Below are 19,165 nucleotides of genomic sequence, written 5' to 3' on the forward strand. Positions count from 1 at the left end.
TTATGGGAGAATCACGTTCATATGCCTCAAAATCCAGCGCTTTCATGACACAATGGCAGGTAGTGTGGAGTCTTGGACATTTTTTCAGGGAGGACGACAGCAGTGAGTGGTGAGCAGCGACCGTCGCAGCAGTGGATCGTCAAAGTAAGCGGTGTTGAGGAAGTCCGTGTGTCCCCGGGCGAAAGCATCGAGATCGGCCGAAAGCCGATGCGCCCTATTGCCAATGACGAAGGCAAACGTCTGGATGTGCCGGATCAGAGTAAATCAATGTCGAAACGTCACGCGCGTTTCCAAGTGACGACGTCAGGGTCGGCGACCCTGCGTGATCTGGCCTCCACCAATGGCTCGTACATCGTCCGCAACGACGGGGGACTGATCCGAGTGCCCTTGGATACGGATTTCCTGCTGCCTCGCTCGCCGATGCGCTTTCAATTCGGCGATGTGCCCGTTGACTTTGTGAAAGTGGAAGTTTCCGGTGAGGACAAGCCAGTGGCGAACGACGTCTCGGATCTCTTCACCTATGCGACTTCCGAGGGCGCGCAGGAACCGGATGCAGCCGATATGTCCGTTGACGACATCCTTGATCTGCGCGCGGGTGAGCCGACGAGTGCATTCGATGCCAGCAGCGTGCGCAGCCGAATCAACGCCTTGCACGACCAAGCCCTCCGTGACCAACAGGATTTCACCGCGGCGGACGATGGCGGACAGACGCCGAACAGTGTGCAGGCCGGTCTTGATGCCAAGGCGACACACAACGCGGAGGAAGCCAATGCTGACGGCTCCGACACGTCAAACACAGCCGGGGATGCCGGGCACGACGATGATGCGGAAAGCACCCGTGTCCTCGAAACCCTGGCTGCAGGGAAAGCCGAGGCATCGGAAGGCGTTGATACGGATGACGCCTCATCTGCCCGGAAGGAAGAATCCGGTGAGGACACCGGCCAGGGAGATGCAGCGCACAGTTCCTCCGAGGAACCAGATGCGTCAGCCGCACCAGCCGCCGACGACGCAGGTGAATCAGCGCAGTCGGCAGAAGAGACGAATACCGCCGATGCAGCGGCATCGGCGCATGGGAACGTCGGTGAGCCACAGCAGCGTGATCTCTTCGCCGATGCGCTTGATGGCGTGTTCGCAGGTGATGCCTCTTCAGCCCAGGTGCCGAATGCATCCACCGGCTTCCAGCCTTTGGCAGCCGCCCAGCTGGCTTCCGAGGAGGAGGAGCGGCAGCGCAGTGTGTACGAGAGACCGTCCGAGCAGCAGACGAATGAGGAAAGCGGCATGTCCGCTGCCGTCTATGAGCCGGGATCGGTGTTCGAACGTGTGTCCAAAGGGGATTTCGAACAGAGACAGCCACTGGTCGAGGTCGATGGTCTGAGTTCCGACGACGCCCGCAATTCAAGGGATTTCGCACAGCAGTTCGAGATGGCCAAGCACCCGGAGCTGCTTCCGTTCCTTGCCATGAATGTGGCTTTGTACGATGATCTGTACGCGTGGCTTGCGGCACAAGGCAATCAGGATGTGGATACCGCCCTCTCCAAGAACCAGGGATACCAGGAGTATGTGGCGGCGACACGGAAGTGAGTAATGAATGAGTGAATCACAGCGCAGCACCAATGCCGAGGCAGATGACAAGCCCCAGGAAACGCCGTTGTCCTTGGACCGTATTCGCCAATGGCGACGTTCATATCAGGCTGGGGTCGGGCCTACCCCTTTGGAGGACATCTCCCAGTTGTCGGCCAGCCTCGATCTGACCCATGCCCATCCTTCGGGAATCGCACAGCTTTTCGCCAGTGGACAGGTGCACCTCGATGCCCTGTTCCGGGACAACGGCATGCTCAGAGCGGCCAACCGCAGGTTGGAACGTGTGCTTGACGACAGGGCGACCAAGGAACGGATCAGCGGCTGCGCCGAGCTTTCGCTGATCATCGGGGTGGCGACATGGCAGGGCAGTTCGATGCCTGTGCTCTTGTACCCGGTGAACATCGAGAGGAACGCCTCATCCTTCTCCAAATCCATGATTCGCTTCACCGGGAAGGTGGATGTCAATTCGGCTCTGGTTTCGGCCCTGCGTGAGCGTGGTGTGAATCTGGACGTCAAGGAGCTCTTCGATGCCTCCCGTTATGAAGGCGGGACGCCCGAAAGCTCGGCGCTGTTCAGTGTGATTTCAGGAAAGGCCAATGGCCTTATCCCAGGTTTCGCCATCGAGCGCAAGGTGATACTCGGCTGTTTCGTCGAGCCATCGGCTCTGCTGATGGGGGAGAGCCTTGACATCATTGACCGGCTTGCCGAAGGGCCCGTCGGCAATGCGGTGTTGGATGCCCTGGCGGGCGATACGAAGTCCATAGCAGAGCTTTCCGGCCAGGAAGTCCCTGAATTCAGTCCTTTCGACGCTGATCCCCATGCCGAGTTCGAAATCGGCGATGTGAGGAACTCCGTGCGCTACGCCGCCCAGTTGGCGTCGGCCGGCAGATCGGTGTTCGTCGATGAACCGGCCGGCAAGGCGGGCGCGCTCCATGCCGCTGCGATAGCCTCGCGCTGTGTGATGAACGGCCGAAGCGTACTGTATGTCCCAGGTGTGGCAGACCAGAAGAAGCGCTTTGCACAGGAGCTCCGCGCAAGCGAGATGAACGCGCTGATGCTCGATGTCACCGAGAGCAACACCAATGCACAGATCGACCGTCAGCTGATCAACGCGGTCGGATTCCAACCCGGAAGCGCCGTGACGCATTTCGACCAGCTCGCCGATGAGCTTGTGGGTGTCCGCTCCCGACTCACCAGATATCTGGGGGATCTCCACGGCATCAGTGAGCAGTGGGGTGTCAGTGCCTACCAGACCATACAGAATCTGGCGAATATCGCCGCGCTGCCGACCCATCCCGCAACCCATGTGCGCCTGAGTCCACAGACCACGCGCTCATTGGTCTCGACGATGCAGGAGTGGTGCGCCAAGTTGGAGCGAGCCGCCGAACTCGGAGAATTCACCATAGGTCCGGATGACACGGCATGGTACAAGGCCTCCTTGTATACGGAGGATGATGCCGTCACCGCTTACGAGCGTGTGGTCCGTATGCTGGAGAAGCTGCTGCCCGCCACGCGTACGCAGGTGGCATCCACGGTCAACACCTGTGGTTTCCCTGTTCCTGCGACGGCCCAGGATTGGAGCCGTCAGGTCGTGGTGCTGAGGAATCTACGTCGTGTGCTGGATGTGTTCCAGCCCGAGATCTTCGAGCGCGATATCGCCGCCATGATCGAGGCTTCGAAATCCAAGGCCAAGCGCAAGACCGAAGGCACATCGATGGGCTTCTGGGAGCGCCGTCGGCACATCAAAGAGGCGAAGAGCCTGCTGCGTGCCGGCGCGCAGGTGGAGAACCTGCATGATGCCCTGGTGGTCGTGGCCAAGCAATCGGAACAGTGGCGCAGCCTGGTGCCTCACGGTGGCTGGCCGGTTCTGCCCGCCCGTCTTGATGACATCATGGAGACGGAAGAGGCGATGTCCCGCGATATGACCGCGCTCAACGTCGTGCTTGCCTCAACCCCCGAAGGTGGGGCCTTGGAGACGATAGGCCTCAACGATGTCGAAGACAGGCTCAAGCGTCTCTTCGAGGATCATCTTGCATTGGAGTCCCTTCCTGAGCGCAGTTCCCTGGAGCGTGAATTCGATGCCAAGGGCCTGACCGAACTCGTAGATGATCTGCACGCCAGACATGTTGCGCGTGAGGGTGTCGGAGCCGAGCTCCAGCTGGCTTGGTGGACCACCGTATTCGAGGACATCGTCCGTTCATCGGCCATCATCTCGAATCAGGATGGTTCCGCACTGTCCAATGCGGCCGAACGCTTCAATCAGGTCGATACGGAACACGTGCGCAGCATCGGTGCCATGGTCGCGCAGGAATCGACCAGAAGATTGTCTGAACAGCTGTTCGCCAGGACCCAGGAGGCCAACCAACTCCACACGCTTCTGGCCGGGAGCCATAAGGTCTCCCTGAGCAGGCTGCGCAAAAGCCATCAGACGCTGTTCTCGGCAGCCAAACCCATTCTGGTCGCCACCCCGGCAACACTTGCCGCCCTGACGGATCCTGAGCCTTTGGCCGATCTCGCGATTATCGACGCCGCCTCGCATCTGCCTTCGATCGAACTGCTCAGTGTGCTCAGCAGAGTGAAACAGGTGGTGATCATCGCCCATGGTCCCACGGTCACATCCGAGGGGCTGCGTGACCTGATGGGGATGCTGGTCAGGATTCCCGTGGACACACGTCCGGACAGAAGGCCACCGGAACTCTGCGACTTCCTGGAAAGGAACGGCTACGGTGACATCAAGGCCGAACCGACCTCCGAGAGCGTCCGCGGCACCGTGAACTACACCTTCGTCAATGGCAGTGGCGTTCCCGTGATGTCTTCCGGCTTGGTCGAATCCAGCCAACAGGAGATCAATACGGTTGTGGATATGCTCAAGGCCCGGGCCGCCAGCTTCACGATCGTCCCGGCGTCATATGTGCTCAGCATCATCACTTTGTCTCCGACCCACCGCACCAGGTTGGGTGCCGAGTTGAAGGCCTGCGCGTCGAAGGACAAAACCTTCGCCGCCTTCCTCAGACACGTCCGTATCATCGGCGTGGATGAGGTCGCCGGTGCCCAGGCCAGCGACGTGATCCTATCCCTGGGCTTCGCCAAAACGATGCACGGGCGTCTGCTGCAGCAGTTCGGTGAGTTGGAGGGTGAGGGTGGTCGCGGCATGTTGCTTGATGCGCTTGCATTGGCGAACCGCAACCTTGACATCGTCAGCGCCTTCGGCTCAGAGGACCTCGAGGATGAGCGCATACACCAGTCCGGTCCGCAGCTGCTCAAAACCATGCTTGCCTGGGCCGAGGATCTGGACAGCCATCGGACTGTGGATCTGCCTATGGCCCATGAATCGGCTTCGGATATACTGCTTAACGATCTGGCTGAACGCATCAAGGCACGGGGTCTGAATGTGGCGGTTGACTATGGGACGAGAAGCGGTTCTCGCATCCCCCTGGTCGTCGGCATCAAAGGAAAGCCATTCGGTCTGGCGGTGCTGACGGACAACGCAGATTTCATGCGTGTGCAGTCGACCCGGGAGCGGCATCGCTTCATCACGGAGGACCTGCAGATGCTCGGGTGGTCGGTTATCACCGTATGGAGCGTGGCGGCCTTCGTGAACCCGGATAAGGAAGTCGACAGGATAGTCGCCCAGCTTGCGCAGATGTATGGTGAAATACAGTGAGCGAAGGACTGCCCATCGATGCGGATCAGCCCGCCGGACATCATGACGGGGATGTGGGGGCTTCCTCGGTATCCGCCGATGCGGATGGGAAAACCGCGCCCCGACGCAGGCATCGTCGCGTGGTCAGGAAAGGCACCGAGTATTTCGATGCCGATGGTGTGAAGGAAGAGCCTTCGGATATGCGCCCCAAAGGGGCCAAGGATGCGGATGATGACAACCGCATCCTCGGGGAACTACCTCCGCACTGGGGTGTGTTCAGTGCTGAGAAGGAGTGATGCGCGAACCGTTGTTGAGCTGGTCGCGAATCTCCTGGAGCAGAATGACGGTCTGCTCTTCAGGGCTTGGCTCTGCCGGTGATTCTTCCTCCTCGACGCCGCTGGCGGCACGGGTCATATCACGCAGCTTGTTGATCGGCAGGATGATGCAGAAGTAGACGGCAGCGGCGATGATCAGGAAGTTGATGATCTCGCCAAGAATGGCCCCGAAGGAAATGGTCGCGTTGTTGTATTCGATGGTCAGCAGTTTCGACAGATCGGCTTTTCCGAAGATCATGGCGATCAGCGGGCTGATGAATGATTTCACGATTGAGTTGACGACTGCAGTGACGGCGGAGCCCATGACCACGCCGACTGCCATATCGACCATCGAACCACGTGAGATGAATTTCTTGAATCCTCCCAACGGTCCCTTATCGGTGAGTGCCGCGAGTTGATGTGAGGCGTTCATTGCCTTTGCGCTCATATCGTGTGATGATGCCATGATTGCTCCTTCTACGGCGCATGCGCCGTGTTCAAAAAATGAATCTCCCAATCTTATTATTGCCGACCTTCGTGTATTCGCGTGTTGATGTGCTCAAACTCTCTCAGCGCGTAGTCACGGCCAGAATGGGGCCGCGGCTCTGTTGCGCGATCACGGCGATGGCATCTTCAGGTGTCAATGCGAAGACGGCCGTCTGATCTGACCGCTCAAGGCTCTCGGTGGGGGAGAACAGTCCGCCCGCATGCTGAGCCAGCGGAATGTCAACTACGAGGGCCTTCTCGCTGAGAACGCACAGGCCCTCGAATCGATCACGGTCGGGTGGGCCCTCATCGGATGCCTTATCGCCCGGATTCCTGCCTTCGGAGACTTCACAGCCGTCGGATGACACCAGACGCACCTCCTCGCCGGGCATCAGGCCGCCGGGGAGGCTGGCCAAGGTGACGCGCACATCGGTCAGGCCTGCGGACGGCTCCGCAAGGAGTGCGACGGAGTTGCGGTATATCGGCTGCCCTTTGGCGATGGCCGTGCGTGAGACGCGCTTCAGTGCCTGGGCGGGGGTGGTGAAGGCCTGACGGAACACGTCACTCCGCGGCACCTCCACGACGCGCATCGATGGCGCATCCAGGCTTTCACCGCGTTCGATGCCGCGCGCGGCGACCACGATCCGTGTGGTGTCCGTGGCCAGAGAGCCGATGAATCTCATCATCGTAAAGACGCATACCGCAACCAGCATCGCGCAGGCAAGGCGTCTGGCTCTGGCGCGTAGGCGTCGGTGACGCAGGCTTCCGGATATGGGGAGACTCGCGTGTGATAGTTGAATGCTGGTCATCCTGGCATGGTGCCAGGAGGCTCCGGGTCTTTCAATCCCTTCCGGAGATGTGGTCGAATGTATCCCTGAGATGCTCGGGATCCATGCCGCCACCGTTCTCAGTGCTGAGGGTTGGTGCTACTTCTTGGACGAGGAACCGTGTGAACCGCTGTCGGTGCGATAAAAACCGTGTCCTTTGAATTCGATGGGCACTGCTGAGAACACCTTGCGTACCTGGGCCTCGCCGCATCGAGGGCATACCGTGATGGGCTCATCGTCGAACGACTGGTGTTCGGTGAAATCATACTGGCAGTTCTTGCAACGGTAATGGTAGGTAGGCACCGCTTCTGTCCTTCGTTCATGGTTCAAATCTCATAATCGGCAGCCGTCCTGGGGGCGCTTGCTTCCAAGAAGGTATTATTGCACCCCGTCCGGTCTTATGCCGCTTAACTGGCTAGGAGCGTGAAAGCCTCCGGTGTGAGCACAGCATCCATATGCACATCATGGGGCTGTGTCGGCACCGCGGTCTCGCTGAATTCCCACGGCCAGCAGATGGCGACGGTCAGTGCGTGCTCGGAACGGAAAGCCAGGGCCTCGTCATACCACGCCGCCCCCCGCCCCAAACGGTTGCCGTCATGGTCCACGGCCAAGGCCGGCACGAAAACAACCCCTGCCGCATGAAGGCTCTCAGGAGACAGGGCCTGATTCGAAGGTTCTTTGGGACGTTTGGCACCCATATCGTGAATCGAATCCAAATCCGGCAATGTGCTCCAGAGCACTTCCCGTCCCTTGCCGAGTCTCGGCACGAGTATCTTGCGCTGTGCTTCCAGCAATGCTGCGAGCAGGGGCAGCGTTGATATCTCCGTCCCCATGGAGATGAATGCCGAAACCGTGGGGGATGAGGTCAGCAATCCCGCCTGATGCGCATGGGCGACAAGCCTTTTGCCGGCCTCCTCGCATAAGACGGGGCTCATCTCGGCACGCGCCAGGAATGCCGAGGACCGGGCCTGCTGTTTTTTCCGCTGGACATCCTCCGTGTTGTTCACACCCCCGTTCTATCAGCACATGGGGTCCGACGGTGTCTGCATCCTGTGCGGCGCGTGGTTCGGATGCAGTGGGACAATGAAAGGCATGTCCGTTTTCCAGTCCTTGAAGGCCGCTTTGCAGCCCCATCCAAGTGAGTCAAGCCTTCGTGTGCCCGGTGCCATCGAGGCTCCTGCCGGTTTCGCTCCGATTCGGCTCAGGCAGATCGAGCTAGAGGATCAGGAAGAGTGGAACGAGGTTCGTTGGCGCAATAAGACATGGTTGCAACCCTGGGAATCAGGGGATCCGATGCATGCCTCCGCGATCAGTTTCGCACAGTGGGTCCGCCGGGAGAGGCAGGGCGAATCCGATGGGACGGGGGTGGTGTTCCTCATTGAATACCAGGGGCATATCGTCGGTCAGCTTTCCCTGGGCGCGATCAGTTACGGTGCGATGCGTACCGCAACGATGGGATATTGGATGGATGAGCGTTGGATCGGGCATGGTTTCGCGCCCCTTGCCGTGGCCATGGCCTCGGATTGGGCTTTGACGGACCCCTCCGGCCCGCGTCTGCACCGTATAGAGATCGCGATATTGCCGGAGAACCGCCGCTCGAAGCGTGTGGTGGAAAAGCTGCGCGCCAGGTACGAGGGCGTGCGTTTGCGATACATGTATATCAACGGTGTCTGGAGGGATCATGAGGTCTTCGTGCTGATGACCGAGGATATCCAGGAATCCGTATTGGCGCGCCTGCAACATTGAGATTTTGCCGACACACCATGTAAATCTTTTCATTCCGCGCGACTCTCAACTATCGTGGGGCGTATGGATTACGACTCACTGAGCAGCATTGTGCTGGCAGTGATGGCCGCGGTCCTCATTCTGGGATGGTTGCCGCGGCGCACCATCAGGGGTATGAAACGGGCATCGGAGCACCGGGAGGACCGGTATTCCTCATCGCTTCATATTGTTGGTGCGAATGATGCGACCCGTTTCAGCGATGGGGGTTCGCAACAAACGAAAGGTTTGTCCATGGGGTCACAGCAGCACCGGAACGATTCCGCACACACGCAGGAGCGCATTGCCCGAATCAGGACGATGAGGCGTGAAGCGGTGCGTAGACGCCAGATAGTGGTGTCGGTGTTGGTGGTGGTGACCGCAGTGGTTGTGGTGCTCGCATTCTCGATGCAATTCAGCCCTTTGTTCATCATGATTCCGGCGTTGCTGCTCGTGGTGGTGCTCGCCCTCGGCGCCAAAGCCTCCGCGGATGCCCGTCGATGGGAACAGGACCTGGCCGACAGTCGCAGGAACAAGCCCACGCAACAGCAGGAACGCCCCCGCACAGGTGTGGGTGATGATGTGGCTGTGGGTGGGGATTCCGCCGCCGGCAAGGGAGGATATGACCAGGCTCAGCCTGTCTACACCACGCTTTCCCGGACTGATGCGCTTTCCGCCGAGCATGCGGACCGGATCGATCATGCGAGTGGGTCTTCAAAGGATGAGGGCCTGACGAATGTACTCGCGGCGAGTGAGATTCATGATGTGTTGCGCAAGGCGCAACAGGATAAGCAACGTGCCCTCACGCAAAGGCAGGAGCGCAGGGATCGCCAGGAGGCCCTGCACGATGCGCAGGCCGATCAGAAGCAGCCCACGCCGAACGAGTCTGAGCGGGGCAATGCTGTGAAGGCTCCGGTTGAGCAGTCTCCGAGCCCTGCCGACGCGGCTTCTGCTATGGATGACGCGCAGCGGGCCGATCAGCCTTCGGCCCATGAGAAGGCCGAAGTTGCGGATGCGACGAAGGAGTTGCACGTGATCTCTCCCTCACCGGCGCTTGATGCTTTCGAAATGGCTGCTTCCCAGGATCTTATTTCCTTCTCTCTGGGCGGATCCAGGGATGCCTCCGAGGGCGATGTGCAAGAGGCGCAGAGCCTTGAGATCAAATCGCAGCGTCAGGTATCCAAGGCGGTGCCGAAGCAGCGTAAGCCTCTGGGTGGCGGATCGGTGAATCAGCGGATCGCTGCGGACGCCGATGCCAAGGCAGCGGATGCCCAAGCCGTAGAGGCCAAGGAAGTCGCACAGGACCCGGACCGTGACGAGACGCTCGCCACAGGTCGTTTCCATGACGCAGAGACCACCGCGGATGTGGATGCGCCGGAGCAGACCTCTGATTCCCTCGGGGTGAGTCTCGAATCCATTCTGGCTCGTCGTGTCAGATCCTGACCCTGCAGCAGTCTGACGGAGCTGCCGGTTGCGGGATCGCGGCTGCCGTCTCAGGGAACTCCCTTGCAGACATGGTTGGTATGTTCACCAATAGCATTAGCACTCAAGTTGGCAGAGTGCTAATTTCGCGCTACCATAACCTGTAGCGCAAGAGAACAGCCGTGGAGTGTCCCGTCAGCCTCTCGACGACGTTTTCGCGCGGAAATAATCGATTCTCTTATAAGAAAGAGGAGGTCCACAGTGTCGATCTCACTCACACCGTTGGAAGACAAGATTGTCATCAAGCAGGCAGCTGCCGAAACCACGACCGCTTCAGGTCTGGTCATCCCGGACACCGCCAAGGAAAAGCCACAGCAGGGCGAAATCCTCGCTGTAGGCCCAGGGCGTCGCGATGACAAGGGCGAGCGCGTCCCGGTCGATGTCAAGGTTGGGGACAAGGTGCTGTACTCGAAGTACGGCGGCACCGAGGTCCATTACCAGGGCGAGGATTATCTGATCGTCTCCGCACGCGACGTGCTTGCAGTGCTCAACTAGTCACCGTTGGGCTAGCATACATATTGCCCGATAGCCCCGCTGATCGCCATAAGGTGTTCAGCGGGGCTATTGCGTACAATGATGGCATCATGTGCCTGCGGTGGGGGAGCCTCAATGGAAACAAGCGATTTGGCGAATCATCTGATCGATGCGCTTGATGATGTGCTGTCGAGCCCAAGGGATGTGATCGCCCTTGCCATCACCACGATATGCGCCGGAGGGCATCTCCTCCTCGAGGATGTTCCGGGTGTGGGGAAGACCACGATGGCGAAAGGGCTTGCCAAGGCCATTTCGGGTAAGGTCAGCCGCATCCAGTTCACACCGGATATGCTTCCCAGCGATCTGACCGGCGTGAGCGTCTATGACCAGCGGTCACAGGAATTCGCTTTCCGTCAAGGCCCCTTATTCGCCAATATCGTCATCGCCGACGAGGTCAATCGTGCGAATCCCAAGACCCAATCCGCGATGCTGGAGGCCATGGGTGAAGGGCATGTCAGCGTCGATGGCAACACCTACTCCCTTCCCGACCCCTTCTTCGTCGTAGCCACACAGAATCCCATCGAACTGGAGGGAACATACCCTCTGCCCGAAGCGCAGCTCGACCGCTTCACCGCATGCACCAGTCTGGGATATCCACCTGCCGATGTGGAGACCCGTGCGATCGCGCAGGCCGCGGGCACGGACCCTCTCGGAGGGTTTGAAGCGCTATGCACCCTGCAGGACGTACTGCATCTGAAAGCGTCCGCTGGCCGGGTCTTCATCAGCGAGGCCGTTGCGGCGTACATCGTCGCCATACTCCACGCGACGCGAACTGACGAATCGGTTACTTTCGGGGCATCGCCACGAGCCGGCTTCGCGCTCGCGGCCATGGCCAAGGCCTGGGCGATGTTGCAAGGACGTGACTTCGTCATCGCCGATGACGTGATCGCTCTTGCCAAGCCGGTGCTGGCGCATCGTCTGGTGCTGAGGGAATCGAGATTCAATACCTCGATGGGCAGCAGATACGACGTGCTGGATCGGGTTCTTGAGGGGATCGCGGTCCCACGTGCATCACAGGAGTCGGCTTCGCGCAGTTCATCGCCGGGATGGCTGAACCGGGCACGATGATGATCGGACGCGGGCACAGGAGACGGCGGTCGGTTATGAAGGCGCGGCACCAGATGCTTCGCCCGACGATTGCGGCCGGTATGCTGCTGCTGATAGCCGCCGTGACGACCGTACTCGGACTTTCGCTCGATGATCGCACCCTGATGGCCGTTTCCTTGGCTCTGCTTGCCTTGCCGGTGTTTTCGCTGCTGATGGTGCTTGTGCAGTGGGCGTTGTGCTCGCGAAAACTGATCAGTGCCACCGAGACGATCAATCCACGCTTCCTCGTTGACGCCAAACGCGGCACATGGGTCCAAGGTGTGCTGCTTCCGCATGATCTTCGATTGGAGGAGCAGTGGATACAACTTGATCAGCGAAGTATCGCGGTCGAAAGGCATATGGGCGGATTGCCGCGGAAAAGAGGACTGTTTCGGCTGGAGTCGCTGATGGTCTCCTGGAAGGATCCCTTTGCACTCTGGAAGGTGCGCAAGGGGATGGGCATCCAAGGTGACGAAGTCCTGCTGTTGCCCGATGTCCCACAGGAGAGCTCGGTGTCGGATAAGGCCCCGGATGCGCTATTGGCCGGGCAATCACAGGGTTTCAGTGGCGTCCGCCAGTACGAGGCAGGCGATTCCCCCCGTCTGATCGCTTGGAAATACACCGCTCACCGTGGTGAACTGATGACGAGGGAGATGGATCGGGATAAAACGGCTGAGTTGCTGCTGCTGTTGGATCCAGGGGATTCCGATCTCGAATCATGCGTTCAGGAATTGATGCGTCGCTTTGAATCCTTGGAATCCGGGCACAATGGCATCAGCTATTCGGATGGTACGGGCATCTATAACGATCATCTGTCGATTATGCGTCAGCTTGCAGCGGTGCGGACCACCGATGACCCCTGGTCGCAACTGCCGCACATGGTTGAGGGATTCCAGGGGAGCAAACGGACTCCGACCACGATACTGGTGGTCAGCAGCAGATCGGATGAGGCCATAGCCGCAGTTATGGCCAGTGCCCCGCATCCAATCCCATATCGGGTGCTTCACCCTGCGGGCGCACAGGAAACGGGGCTTCGCAGCCGCGCAGCGGGCCCCGATGGTGGGATGCCGTCGGATGCCGCACCCTCGCCATGTCCGGTACCTGCTGGCCGGCCAAGAAAATCCGATCACCCCTCCCGGCAGCGGGGCATGGCCGCCGTGCTGGCGACGGTTGCGGCTTTGTGGATGCTTATTTCGCTGTCCTTGCTGGCGATGAGCCAGCTATTGAAGCCACAGGATGCATGGTGGCCGTGGTTCATAGGTATCGGTTTTGCTGTGCTCGCCGTTGATGTCGGTCTGTCCATGCGCAAAACGAGCCAGTCCCTCGCCCGTGCCTTGCTGTCATCGGTGTGCATGGCCATTGTGGCGGTGCTCCTCGTGGTGTTCCGCATCCACGGCAGTACCGGCGAGTGGCTGTTCATACCGTATGCCCACGAGTCCACGATGACTTCGGGTGGGGTCGCCGAAGAATGGGTGACGAATACCACGACGCTCTGGGATGTACTGGTTGATGGCTTCGATCATCTCTATGCCCAGTACCCACCCGTCCAGCTCAGCGCCCAGGCTGATGCCCTGATCATCGTCGCTGCCGCAGCGGTGATGGCGCTGATCCGCATCATGCTCGCACAGCTGCGCCTATCTCCGGTTGTTGCTCTGCTCCCCGGTCTGATGATGGTGATGTCGTACCAGATGACCGGCGAGATCCAGGGTGCCTGGCCGATCGCCGCTCTGGTGATGGCATTCGTGATATTGCTGTGGAGCACATCCTCCGGTCATACCGGGGCTGTAGCCCCTGCTGTTGTCTCTGCGATTGTGACGCTTGTAAGCCTGGCCCTGCTTGCGCCGGCGATGACGGTGGCCCGTGCGGTCAACATTCCGTTGGCTCCCACTGCGGGACTGTTCTCAAGCGGCACTATCAACCCGATGGTCGATCTGAAACGCGGTCTGCAGGAGGGATCCGATTCCACCGTGCTGACCTACACCGCGCCTGAGGCGATGTATCTGCGGCTGTCCACACTGAACACCTTCAATGGGGATACCTGGTCTTTTTCCTCCCCATCCACATCAAGGAGTGACGGGGGCTTCGAAAGCGCCGGTGGTCGCATCTACACCAGTGTGGGGGACGGGTATCTGCTGCGAGATGCGGACGGCAGCGACACGGTTTGGGTGACGCCTCTGATCAAATATCTGCTTGCCGGCAGTCAGGATTCGGCCTCCACGCCGTTCTCCACCTCGACCGGCAGCGTCAACCATTACCTCATCGATTCGGCGATCACCATCAAGACCTTGGACACCCAGTATCTTCCGATTCCTGGTGAAGCCGTGGAATATTCTGCCGCAATCCGCAACGGTGACTGGCATCGCAATGTCGACGCGGTCGTCCGTAGTGATGACGATGGCACCCAGGCGGATATGCGCTACCGGGTCGAGAGCGTCTACCTGAAACCGGTCACGAATGTGCAGGGTTTCTCGTCCCTGAGCGACCTGCAGTCCTTGCTCGGCGATCAGAAGAAGCTGTTTGCACAAAGCTCTGACGCCCTGAGCGGTCGGAGCAGCAGCTACGGTATGATCTCCACATTCTCGGGCGACACATCCGACGACACCGGAACAGGTAAAGCGCTCAGAAGGATGTATGGGACCTTGCCCGCCGCCCTACCAGCCAGTGTGCGGGCGGTGATCGATCAGGGCCGACGCCAGGGGGTGTCGATCGATGGCGCCAATGCGAGCGAGCAGCTGGCAGCCATGCGATATCTGGTGAGCTACTTCAATCAGAAGGATTTCGTGTATTCCCTGGATGAGCCAGATGGCAACGGGCGTGACAACATGGAGGTGATCGGCGATTTCCTGAACAGCAAATCCGGTTATTGTGTGCATTACGCTTCGGCTCTGGCCGTGCTGGGCAGAGGTATGGGCTTATCGACGCGCATGGTTCTGGGCTATATAGCAGGGCAGAGCTCGGGGCAGGGGAGCTACACCGTTGCCGCGAAACAGCTGCATGCATGGGTGGAGGTCTACATCGACGGTATAGGCTGGGTGCCTTTCGATGTGACACCGGCGTCCTCCGATACACAAGAGGACACCGCATCAGCCGCATCAACGGTCTCGTCGACGGCCAGCGAAAGCACCCGGTCGCCAAGTCCGTCCATCTCATCGACAACACCGTCACCGTCCGCGAGCAGCAGCGATGCCACCGATAGGAGCGAGGACGATGAAACGGCCGGTACGGATACCTCGGCGTCGCGGCAGTCGCGTGCCGGTGCCATCATCGCCTCCGTGATGCCGGCGGCCTTGATGGTGCTGGGAATCATGCTGCTTATCGCTCTGGCGGCGATGCCGTATGGTCTGCGACGCAGACGCAGAATCCGTAGATACGGCCTCTTGGAGCGTTCGATACGGCGGACGGACAAGCGGGTGGACACAGTGGCGGAGTCCGATGGCGCACATGACGATGCGGGAGAAGTGTGGCTGGCCCTGTGGTCCGAGATTGTGGACACATCGCTTGATGTGGGTGTGCGCATCCCCTCCAATGCCAGCGATACCGAACTTGCCGCGGTTCTGAGAGGATTGCTGCTCGGCGGGCAGGGGAATCGGGAGAGACCGCAGGGCTTGGGCCACGGTGCTGATGGAGATGGCGTGCGCAGTGCCAAGCTGCTCGCATCATTGCTGCGGGAGGCGACCCGTGCCGCCTTCGGAGCCCCCGCCTCATCCGCTGATGCCTCCGGGGCTCCATCCTCCTCCCGAGGTCGGCAGACGCCGTTGCCGACCGTCGATGAGGTCGAGCGGCTCAGGAGCTTGCTGCTGATGCGCTCGCTGGACACTTCACCTCAGGCGCTGCGGGTCTTGCGCCGCATGCGCGTCATCCTGCTGCCTCGATCCTTGTTCCGGCGGCGGCCCATCGTGTGATGGTCCAGACGTCACTATCGCATCGTGATAACGGATGTACGGGCCGAGATCCGGGGTTCCGGAACGCTCATATGCCTGCCGCCTCGATGGCGTGATCGATGTCGCGGATCAGGTCGTCGGTGTCTTCAAGACCGACGGCGAAACGAAGAAAACCCTGATGAAAGACTTCGGGATACAGATACTGCCGCTCGTCGTCCTCGCCCAGGAAGACGATCAGACTCTCATCGTGACCCAGGGATACGGCTGAGGTGATCACATTGAGTTCGCTGACAAAACGGTTGTGACCGTCGTGGTCACTGTTGAGCCCGAAGCTCAGCACCCCTCCGAATCCCGAGTCCTTGCGTGCGAGTTGCGAGGCGGCCACGTCGTGGTGAGGGTGTGATTCCAGGCCCGGGTAGGCGACGAATCGAACGGCGGGGTTTTCCTCAAGGTGTTTGGCGATCGCAAGTGCAGAGGCGTTGTGTTGTCTCATGCGCAGGGGCAAGGTCACCGAGCCGCGGTTGATCAGCCATGCGTTGAAGGGGCTGATGATGCCGCCGTAGTTGACCTGCGCGGTGAAACGCACCTGATCGGTGAGCGCCTTGGTGGTGGCCAATGCTCCCCCGAGCGCGTCACCATGGCCGTTGATGTACTTCGTCAGGCTTTCGATGACGATATCCGCACCCAAATCGAGCGGACGCACATTGAACGGCGTATTGAAGGTGTTGTCCACGCTGAGCAGGATCTCGTGATCGCTCTGGTGTGTCAGGCGGGCGATGGCCGCTATGTCGGATACCTTCAATGTCGGATTGGCGGGTGTCTCGATATGCACCAGCCGGGTGTTCGGCCGAATCGCGGCCGCGACATTCGCCGGATCGGAGCTGTCCACGATGCTGGTCGATATACCGTATTTCTCAGGCAGTATCTGATGCAGCAGACGATATGCGGCAATGTAGGTCGTATCCGAGAAGATCGCGTGATCGCCACGATTCAGCACGGTGGTGAAGGTCGCGGCCAGAGCGGCCACACCTGAAGCAAGCACCACCGCGTCCTCCGCTCCTTCGAGATTGGCGATTTTCGCCTCAAGATAGCGCTGGTTCGGATGCCCGTTTCTGGTGTAGAGATTGGTGTCTGAACTGGACCAGTTGATGTCGGAAGGGTCTTCTGGCAGTTCGTATGCGTTGGCGAGCGTGATCGGTCTGCGGATCGCTCCCGTCTCGGCATCCGTGCCATTGCCCAGATGAATGGCGCGGGTGGAGAAGCCGAGTTCCTGATCGTCGAATGAGATGCCCTGATGTGTTAAGGAAGATGCCATGAGCCATACTTATCACAGCGCAGAGGCCGCCGCATCCTGCTCCTTGCTCGCCTTTTCCCGGTTTGCCAAGCTTCTTGAATTCGCCATAGGAAAAAACTAATACCGTATCCGTCTGCATGCCTGGATCACGACCGCGGCGGACGTCATCCTTGATTGGCGCGTCCATGATGCGCGCGTGCATGGCCGCTTGCGTGATGCCGTCGTCACCGGAGGATATGACACGGCGTGCCCGCGGATTAGGATAGAGGCATGGCATTCAGACACCGTCAGGAAATCGACACCCTTCCCTCATACAAACAAGGCAAACCCGCACCCAGGGTCGAGGGGCGCCGTAGCTTCAAGATATCCAGCAACGAAAATCCTTTCAACCCCCTGCCCAGCGTCAAAGCCGCCATTGCCGACCAGGCGCTCGGTGTCATCAATCGTTACCCCGATATGCGCGGATGGTCCGTTGTGGAGCGCCTCGCTGATGAGACCGGTGTGAAGGTCGAGAACATCCAGCTCGGTTGCGGATCGACCGAGGTCATCACCCAGCTGGTCAACCTGGTTGCGGGCAAAGGCGACGAGGTCGTGTATCCCTGGCGGAGTTTCGAGGCCTACCCCATCATCGTCACCACCGCCGGTGCCACAAGCATCCAGGTGCCGCTGACAGCCGGGGGTTCTCACGATATCGATGCCATGATCGCGGCGGTGAATGAGCACACGCGTCTGGTGATCGTGAACAATCCGAATAACCCCACCTCCACTTCGGTCAGCGATGGCGAGGTGCGCCGTCTTCTTGACTCCGTGCCCAAGGATGTGCTCGTCCTGATCGACGAGGCCTATGTGCAGTTCAACACCGATGCCTGCACCTGCGTCGGCATGGATATGTTCCGTGAATACCCGAATGTGGTTGTGGCGCAGACCTTCTCCAAGGCCTACGGGCTGGCCGGTCTGAGAATCGGCTATGCGATCGGACCGGAGGATGTGATCGACGGCATGCGCAAGGTCGCCTTGCCCTTCGGTGTTTCGGCCGCGGCCCAGGCGGCGGCCGTTGCCAGCCTCGATGCCTACGATGAACTCGCGGATCGTGTCAACACCCTGATCGCGGAGCGCAATCGTGTGGTGTCCCGTCTGCGGGAGCAGGGGTGGGTCATCCCGGAGCCGAATGCGAACTTCTTCTGGCTTCCTTTGGATGGACGCACCGACCGTATCGCGCGCTACTTCGAGGATGCCGGGCTTGCCGTCCGTGTGTTTTCCGGCGAAGGCATACGCATCACCATCGGTGAGCGTGAAGCCAACGACCTGGTCATTGATGTGTGCGCCAGAATCCATTCGATTGCATACCCGGAAGCCCTTTCGGTCTGATCGCCCGCGCCGTGCGATGATTGTCTGGAAGCGCGTTCGACGGTGCGTCAGAGGCCGACTGCGCATGAGGCGTGGCACCCTGTTGTCACGCCTGTGAAGGCAAGTGTTTCCAGGGGCGGGCGCGATTCGGAGGATTGCCACGGTGCCGAATTGCCGATATTCATGCCGGATGCGCTAATGTGATATTGACCACATAAAACACTAGATATAGTTCGTATATTCACATCGCAAACTAGATATAGTGGTTTCTGCATTCACATGAAGGGTTGAGGTGGGAATTATGAGTGAGGTCGCGACAGCGCAGCTTCAGCGGAGTGTTCCAGAGCACGCGGCAGTAGGCGAGAAGATCGGTGCAATCGTCTACTTCTCATCGGCATCGGAGAACACGGCCAGGTTCGTTGCGAATTGCCGACTGCAGGATGAGGGTATCGATGTGTATCGCATACCGCTCAGACGCTCGCAGGAAGAGCTGCATGTGGATGAACCGTATGTACTGATGGTGCCCACATATGGCGGGGGCAACGCCAAGAAGGCCGTTCCGGTTCAGGTCAGGACCTTCCTGAACAATCCTGACAATCGTGCCGGCATTCGCGGTGTCATAGCCTCGGGTAACACGAACTTCGGTGAGGCCTTCTGCATGGCGGGCGATATCGTCGCACGCAAATGTAAGGTGCCGTTCCTGTATTACTTCGAATTGATGGGAACGAAGGAGGATGAGACCAAAGTCAGAAACGGTGTGCGTGATTTCTTCCGGAACAATCCGGAGGCGCGCGATGCCGAGACGACAGGCCTCGCATAGGGGAGACGGTACCGAATACCGAACCGGCAATGCAGGGGGTGGGTCCCGAGGCCTCTCCGGTGTCTCAGACCGCACCGCCCAATACCTGTGAAGTACAAGCGCTTAGCCA

15 protein-coding genes are annotated in these 19,165 nt (G+C 59.7%); 10 read left to right on the top strand and 5 right to left on the bottom strand.

The annotated features are described in order from the left end of the window. Positions 1–102 precede the first annotated feature (102 nt). From BPSY_RS04950 to BPSY_RS04960, 3 genes are read left to right on the top strand one after another with little or no spacing between them, the layout of a single operon-like run. Positions 103–1,581, top strand: coding sequence for a variant leucine-rich repeat-containing protein (locus BPSY_RS04950; protein ID WP_033494673.1), 1,479 nt, complete (start codon positions 103–105; stop codon positions 1,579–1,581). 7 nt (positions 1,582–1,588) lie between these two features. After that, a complete protein-coding gene (locus BPSY_RS04955) occupies positions 1,589–5,245 on the top strand; it encodes a helicase (protein ID WP_033494675.1) in 3,657 nt (1,218 codons plus the stop codon). Between the two features lie 53 nt (positions 5,246–5,298). Next, positions 5,299–5,520 (top strand): hypothetical protein, encoded by a 222-nt coding sequence (locus tag BPSY_RS04960; RefSeq protein ID WP_033495019.1) that lies wholly within the window; start codon positions 5,299–5,301, stop codon positions 5,518–5,520. Here the strand turns inward: BPSY_RS04960 and mscL are convergent. From mscL to BPSY_RS04980, 4 genes are all read right to left on the bottom strand, one after another. Beyond that, positions 5,501–6,004 (bottom strand): large conductance mechanosensitive channel protein MscL, encoded by a 504-nt coding sequence (mscL, locus tag BPSY_RS04965; protein WP_033494677.1) that lies wholly within the window; start codon positions 6,002–6,004, stop codon positions 5,501–5,503. The two genes, BPSY_RS04960 and mscL, sit on opposite strands and share 20 nt — an antisense overlap. 103 nt (positions 6,005–6,107) lie before the next feature. After that, positions 6,108–6,710, bottom strand: a complete 603-nt coding sequence (locus tag BPSY_RS04970) for an SAF domain-containing protein (protein ID WP_033494679.1) — start codon at positions 6,708–6,710, stop codon at positions 6,108–6,110. A 240-nt stretch (positions 6,711–6,950) separates the two neighbouring features. Beyond that, positions 6,951–7,154, bottom strand: coding sequence for an FmdB family zinc ribbon protein (locus BPSY_RS04975; RefSeq protein WP_033494681.1), 204 nt, complete (start codon positions 7,152–7,154; stop codon positions 6,951–6,953). 104 nt (positions 7,155–7,258) lie between these two features. Further along, a complete protein-coding gene (locus BPSY_RS04980) occupies positions 7,259–7,858 on the bottom strand; it encodes a 5-formyltetrahydrofolate cyclo-ligase (protein WP_033494683.1) in 600 nt (199 codons plus the stop codon). Positions 7,859–7,943: 85 nt separating this feature from the next. On the opposite strand from BPSY_RS04980, the gene BPSY_RS04985 reads away from it, so the two are divergent. From BPSY_RS04985 to BPSY_RS05005, 5 genes are all read left to right on the top strand, one after another. Further along, positions 7,944–8,597: a GNAT family N-acetyltransferase gene (locus tag BPSY_RS04985; protein ID WP_033494685.1), complete on the top strand. Its 654-nt coding sequence runs from the start codon at positions 7,944–7,946 to the stop codon at positions 8,595–8,597. 54 nt (positions 8,598–8,651) lie between these two features. Next, positions 8,652–10,055: a hypothetical protein gene (locus tag BPSY_RS04990; RefSeq protein WP_162178438.1), complete on the top strand. Its 1,404-nt coding sequence runs from the start codon at positions 8,652–8,654 to the stop codon at positions 10,053–10,055. A 240-nt stretch (positions 10,056–10,295) separates the two neighbouring features. Beyond that, positions 10,296–10,589 (top strand): co-chaperone GroES, encoded by a 294-nt coding sequence (gene groES / locus BPSY_RS04995; protein ID WP_033494689.1) that lies wholly within the window; start codon positions 10,296–10,298, stop codon positions 10,587–10,589. Between the two features lie 114 nt (positions 10,590–10,703). Next, positions 10,704–11,696 carry an AAA family ATPase gene (locus tag BPSY_RS05000; RefSeq protein WP_051921728.1) on the top strand — a complete coding sequence of 331 codons (993 nt, stop codon included), beginning with the start codon at positions 10,704–10,706 and terminating at the stop codon, positions 11,694–11,696. Positions 11,697–11,731: 35 nt separating this feature from the next. Next, entirely contained in the window at positions 11,732–15,616 is a 3,885-nt protein-coding gene (locus tag BPSY_RS05005; RefSeq protein WP_034886662.1) for a transglutaminaseTgpA domain-containing protein, read from the top strand. 67 nt (positions 15,617–15,683) lie between these two features. On the opposite strand, the gene BPSY_RS05010 is transcribed toward BPSY_RS05005, so the two are convergent. Further along, positions 15,684–16,910 (bottom strand): trans-sulfuration enzyme family protein, encoded by a 1,227-nt coding sequence (locus tag BPSY_RS05010; protein ID WP_033494693.1) that lies wholly within the window; start codon positions 16,908–16,910, stop codon positions 15,684–15,686. Between the two features lie 249 nt (positions 16,911–17,159). Between BPSY_RS05010 and BPSY_RS05015 the strand changes: the two genes are divergently transcribed. Continuing rightward, positions 17,160–18,257 carry a histidinol-phosphate transaminase gene (locus tag BPSY_RS05015; RefSeq protein WP_033494694.1) on the top strand — a complete coding sequence of 366 codons (1,098 nt, stop codon included), beginning with the start codon at positions 17,160–17,162 and terminating at the stop codon, positions 18,255–18,257. A 280-nt stretch (positions 18,258–18,537) separates the two neighbouring features. Next, positions 18,538–19,056 carry a class Ib ribonucleoside-diphosphate reductase assembly flavoprotein NrdI gene (gene nrdI, locus BPSY_RS05020; RefSeq protein ID WP_033494697.1) on the top strand — a complete coding sequence of 173 codons (519 nt, stop codon included), beginning with the start codon at positions 18,538–18,540 and terminating at the stop codon, positions 19,054–19,056. Positions 19,057–19,165 lie beyond the last annotated feature (109 nt).

It is taken from the genome of Bifidobacterium psychraerophilum (assembly GCF_000741705.1).
Lineage (GTDB): Bacteria > Actinomycetota > Actinomycetes > Actinomycetales > Bifidobacteriaceae > Bombiscardovia > Bombiscardovia psychraerophila.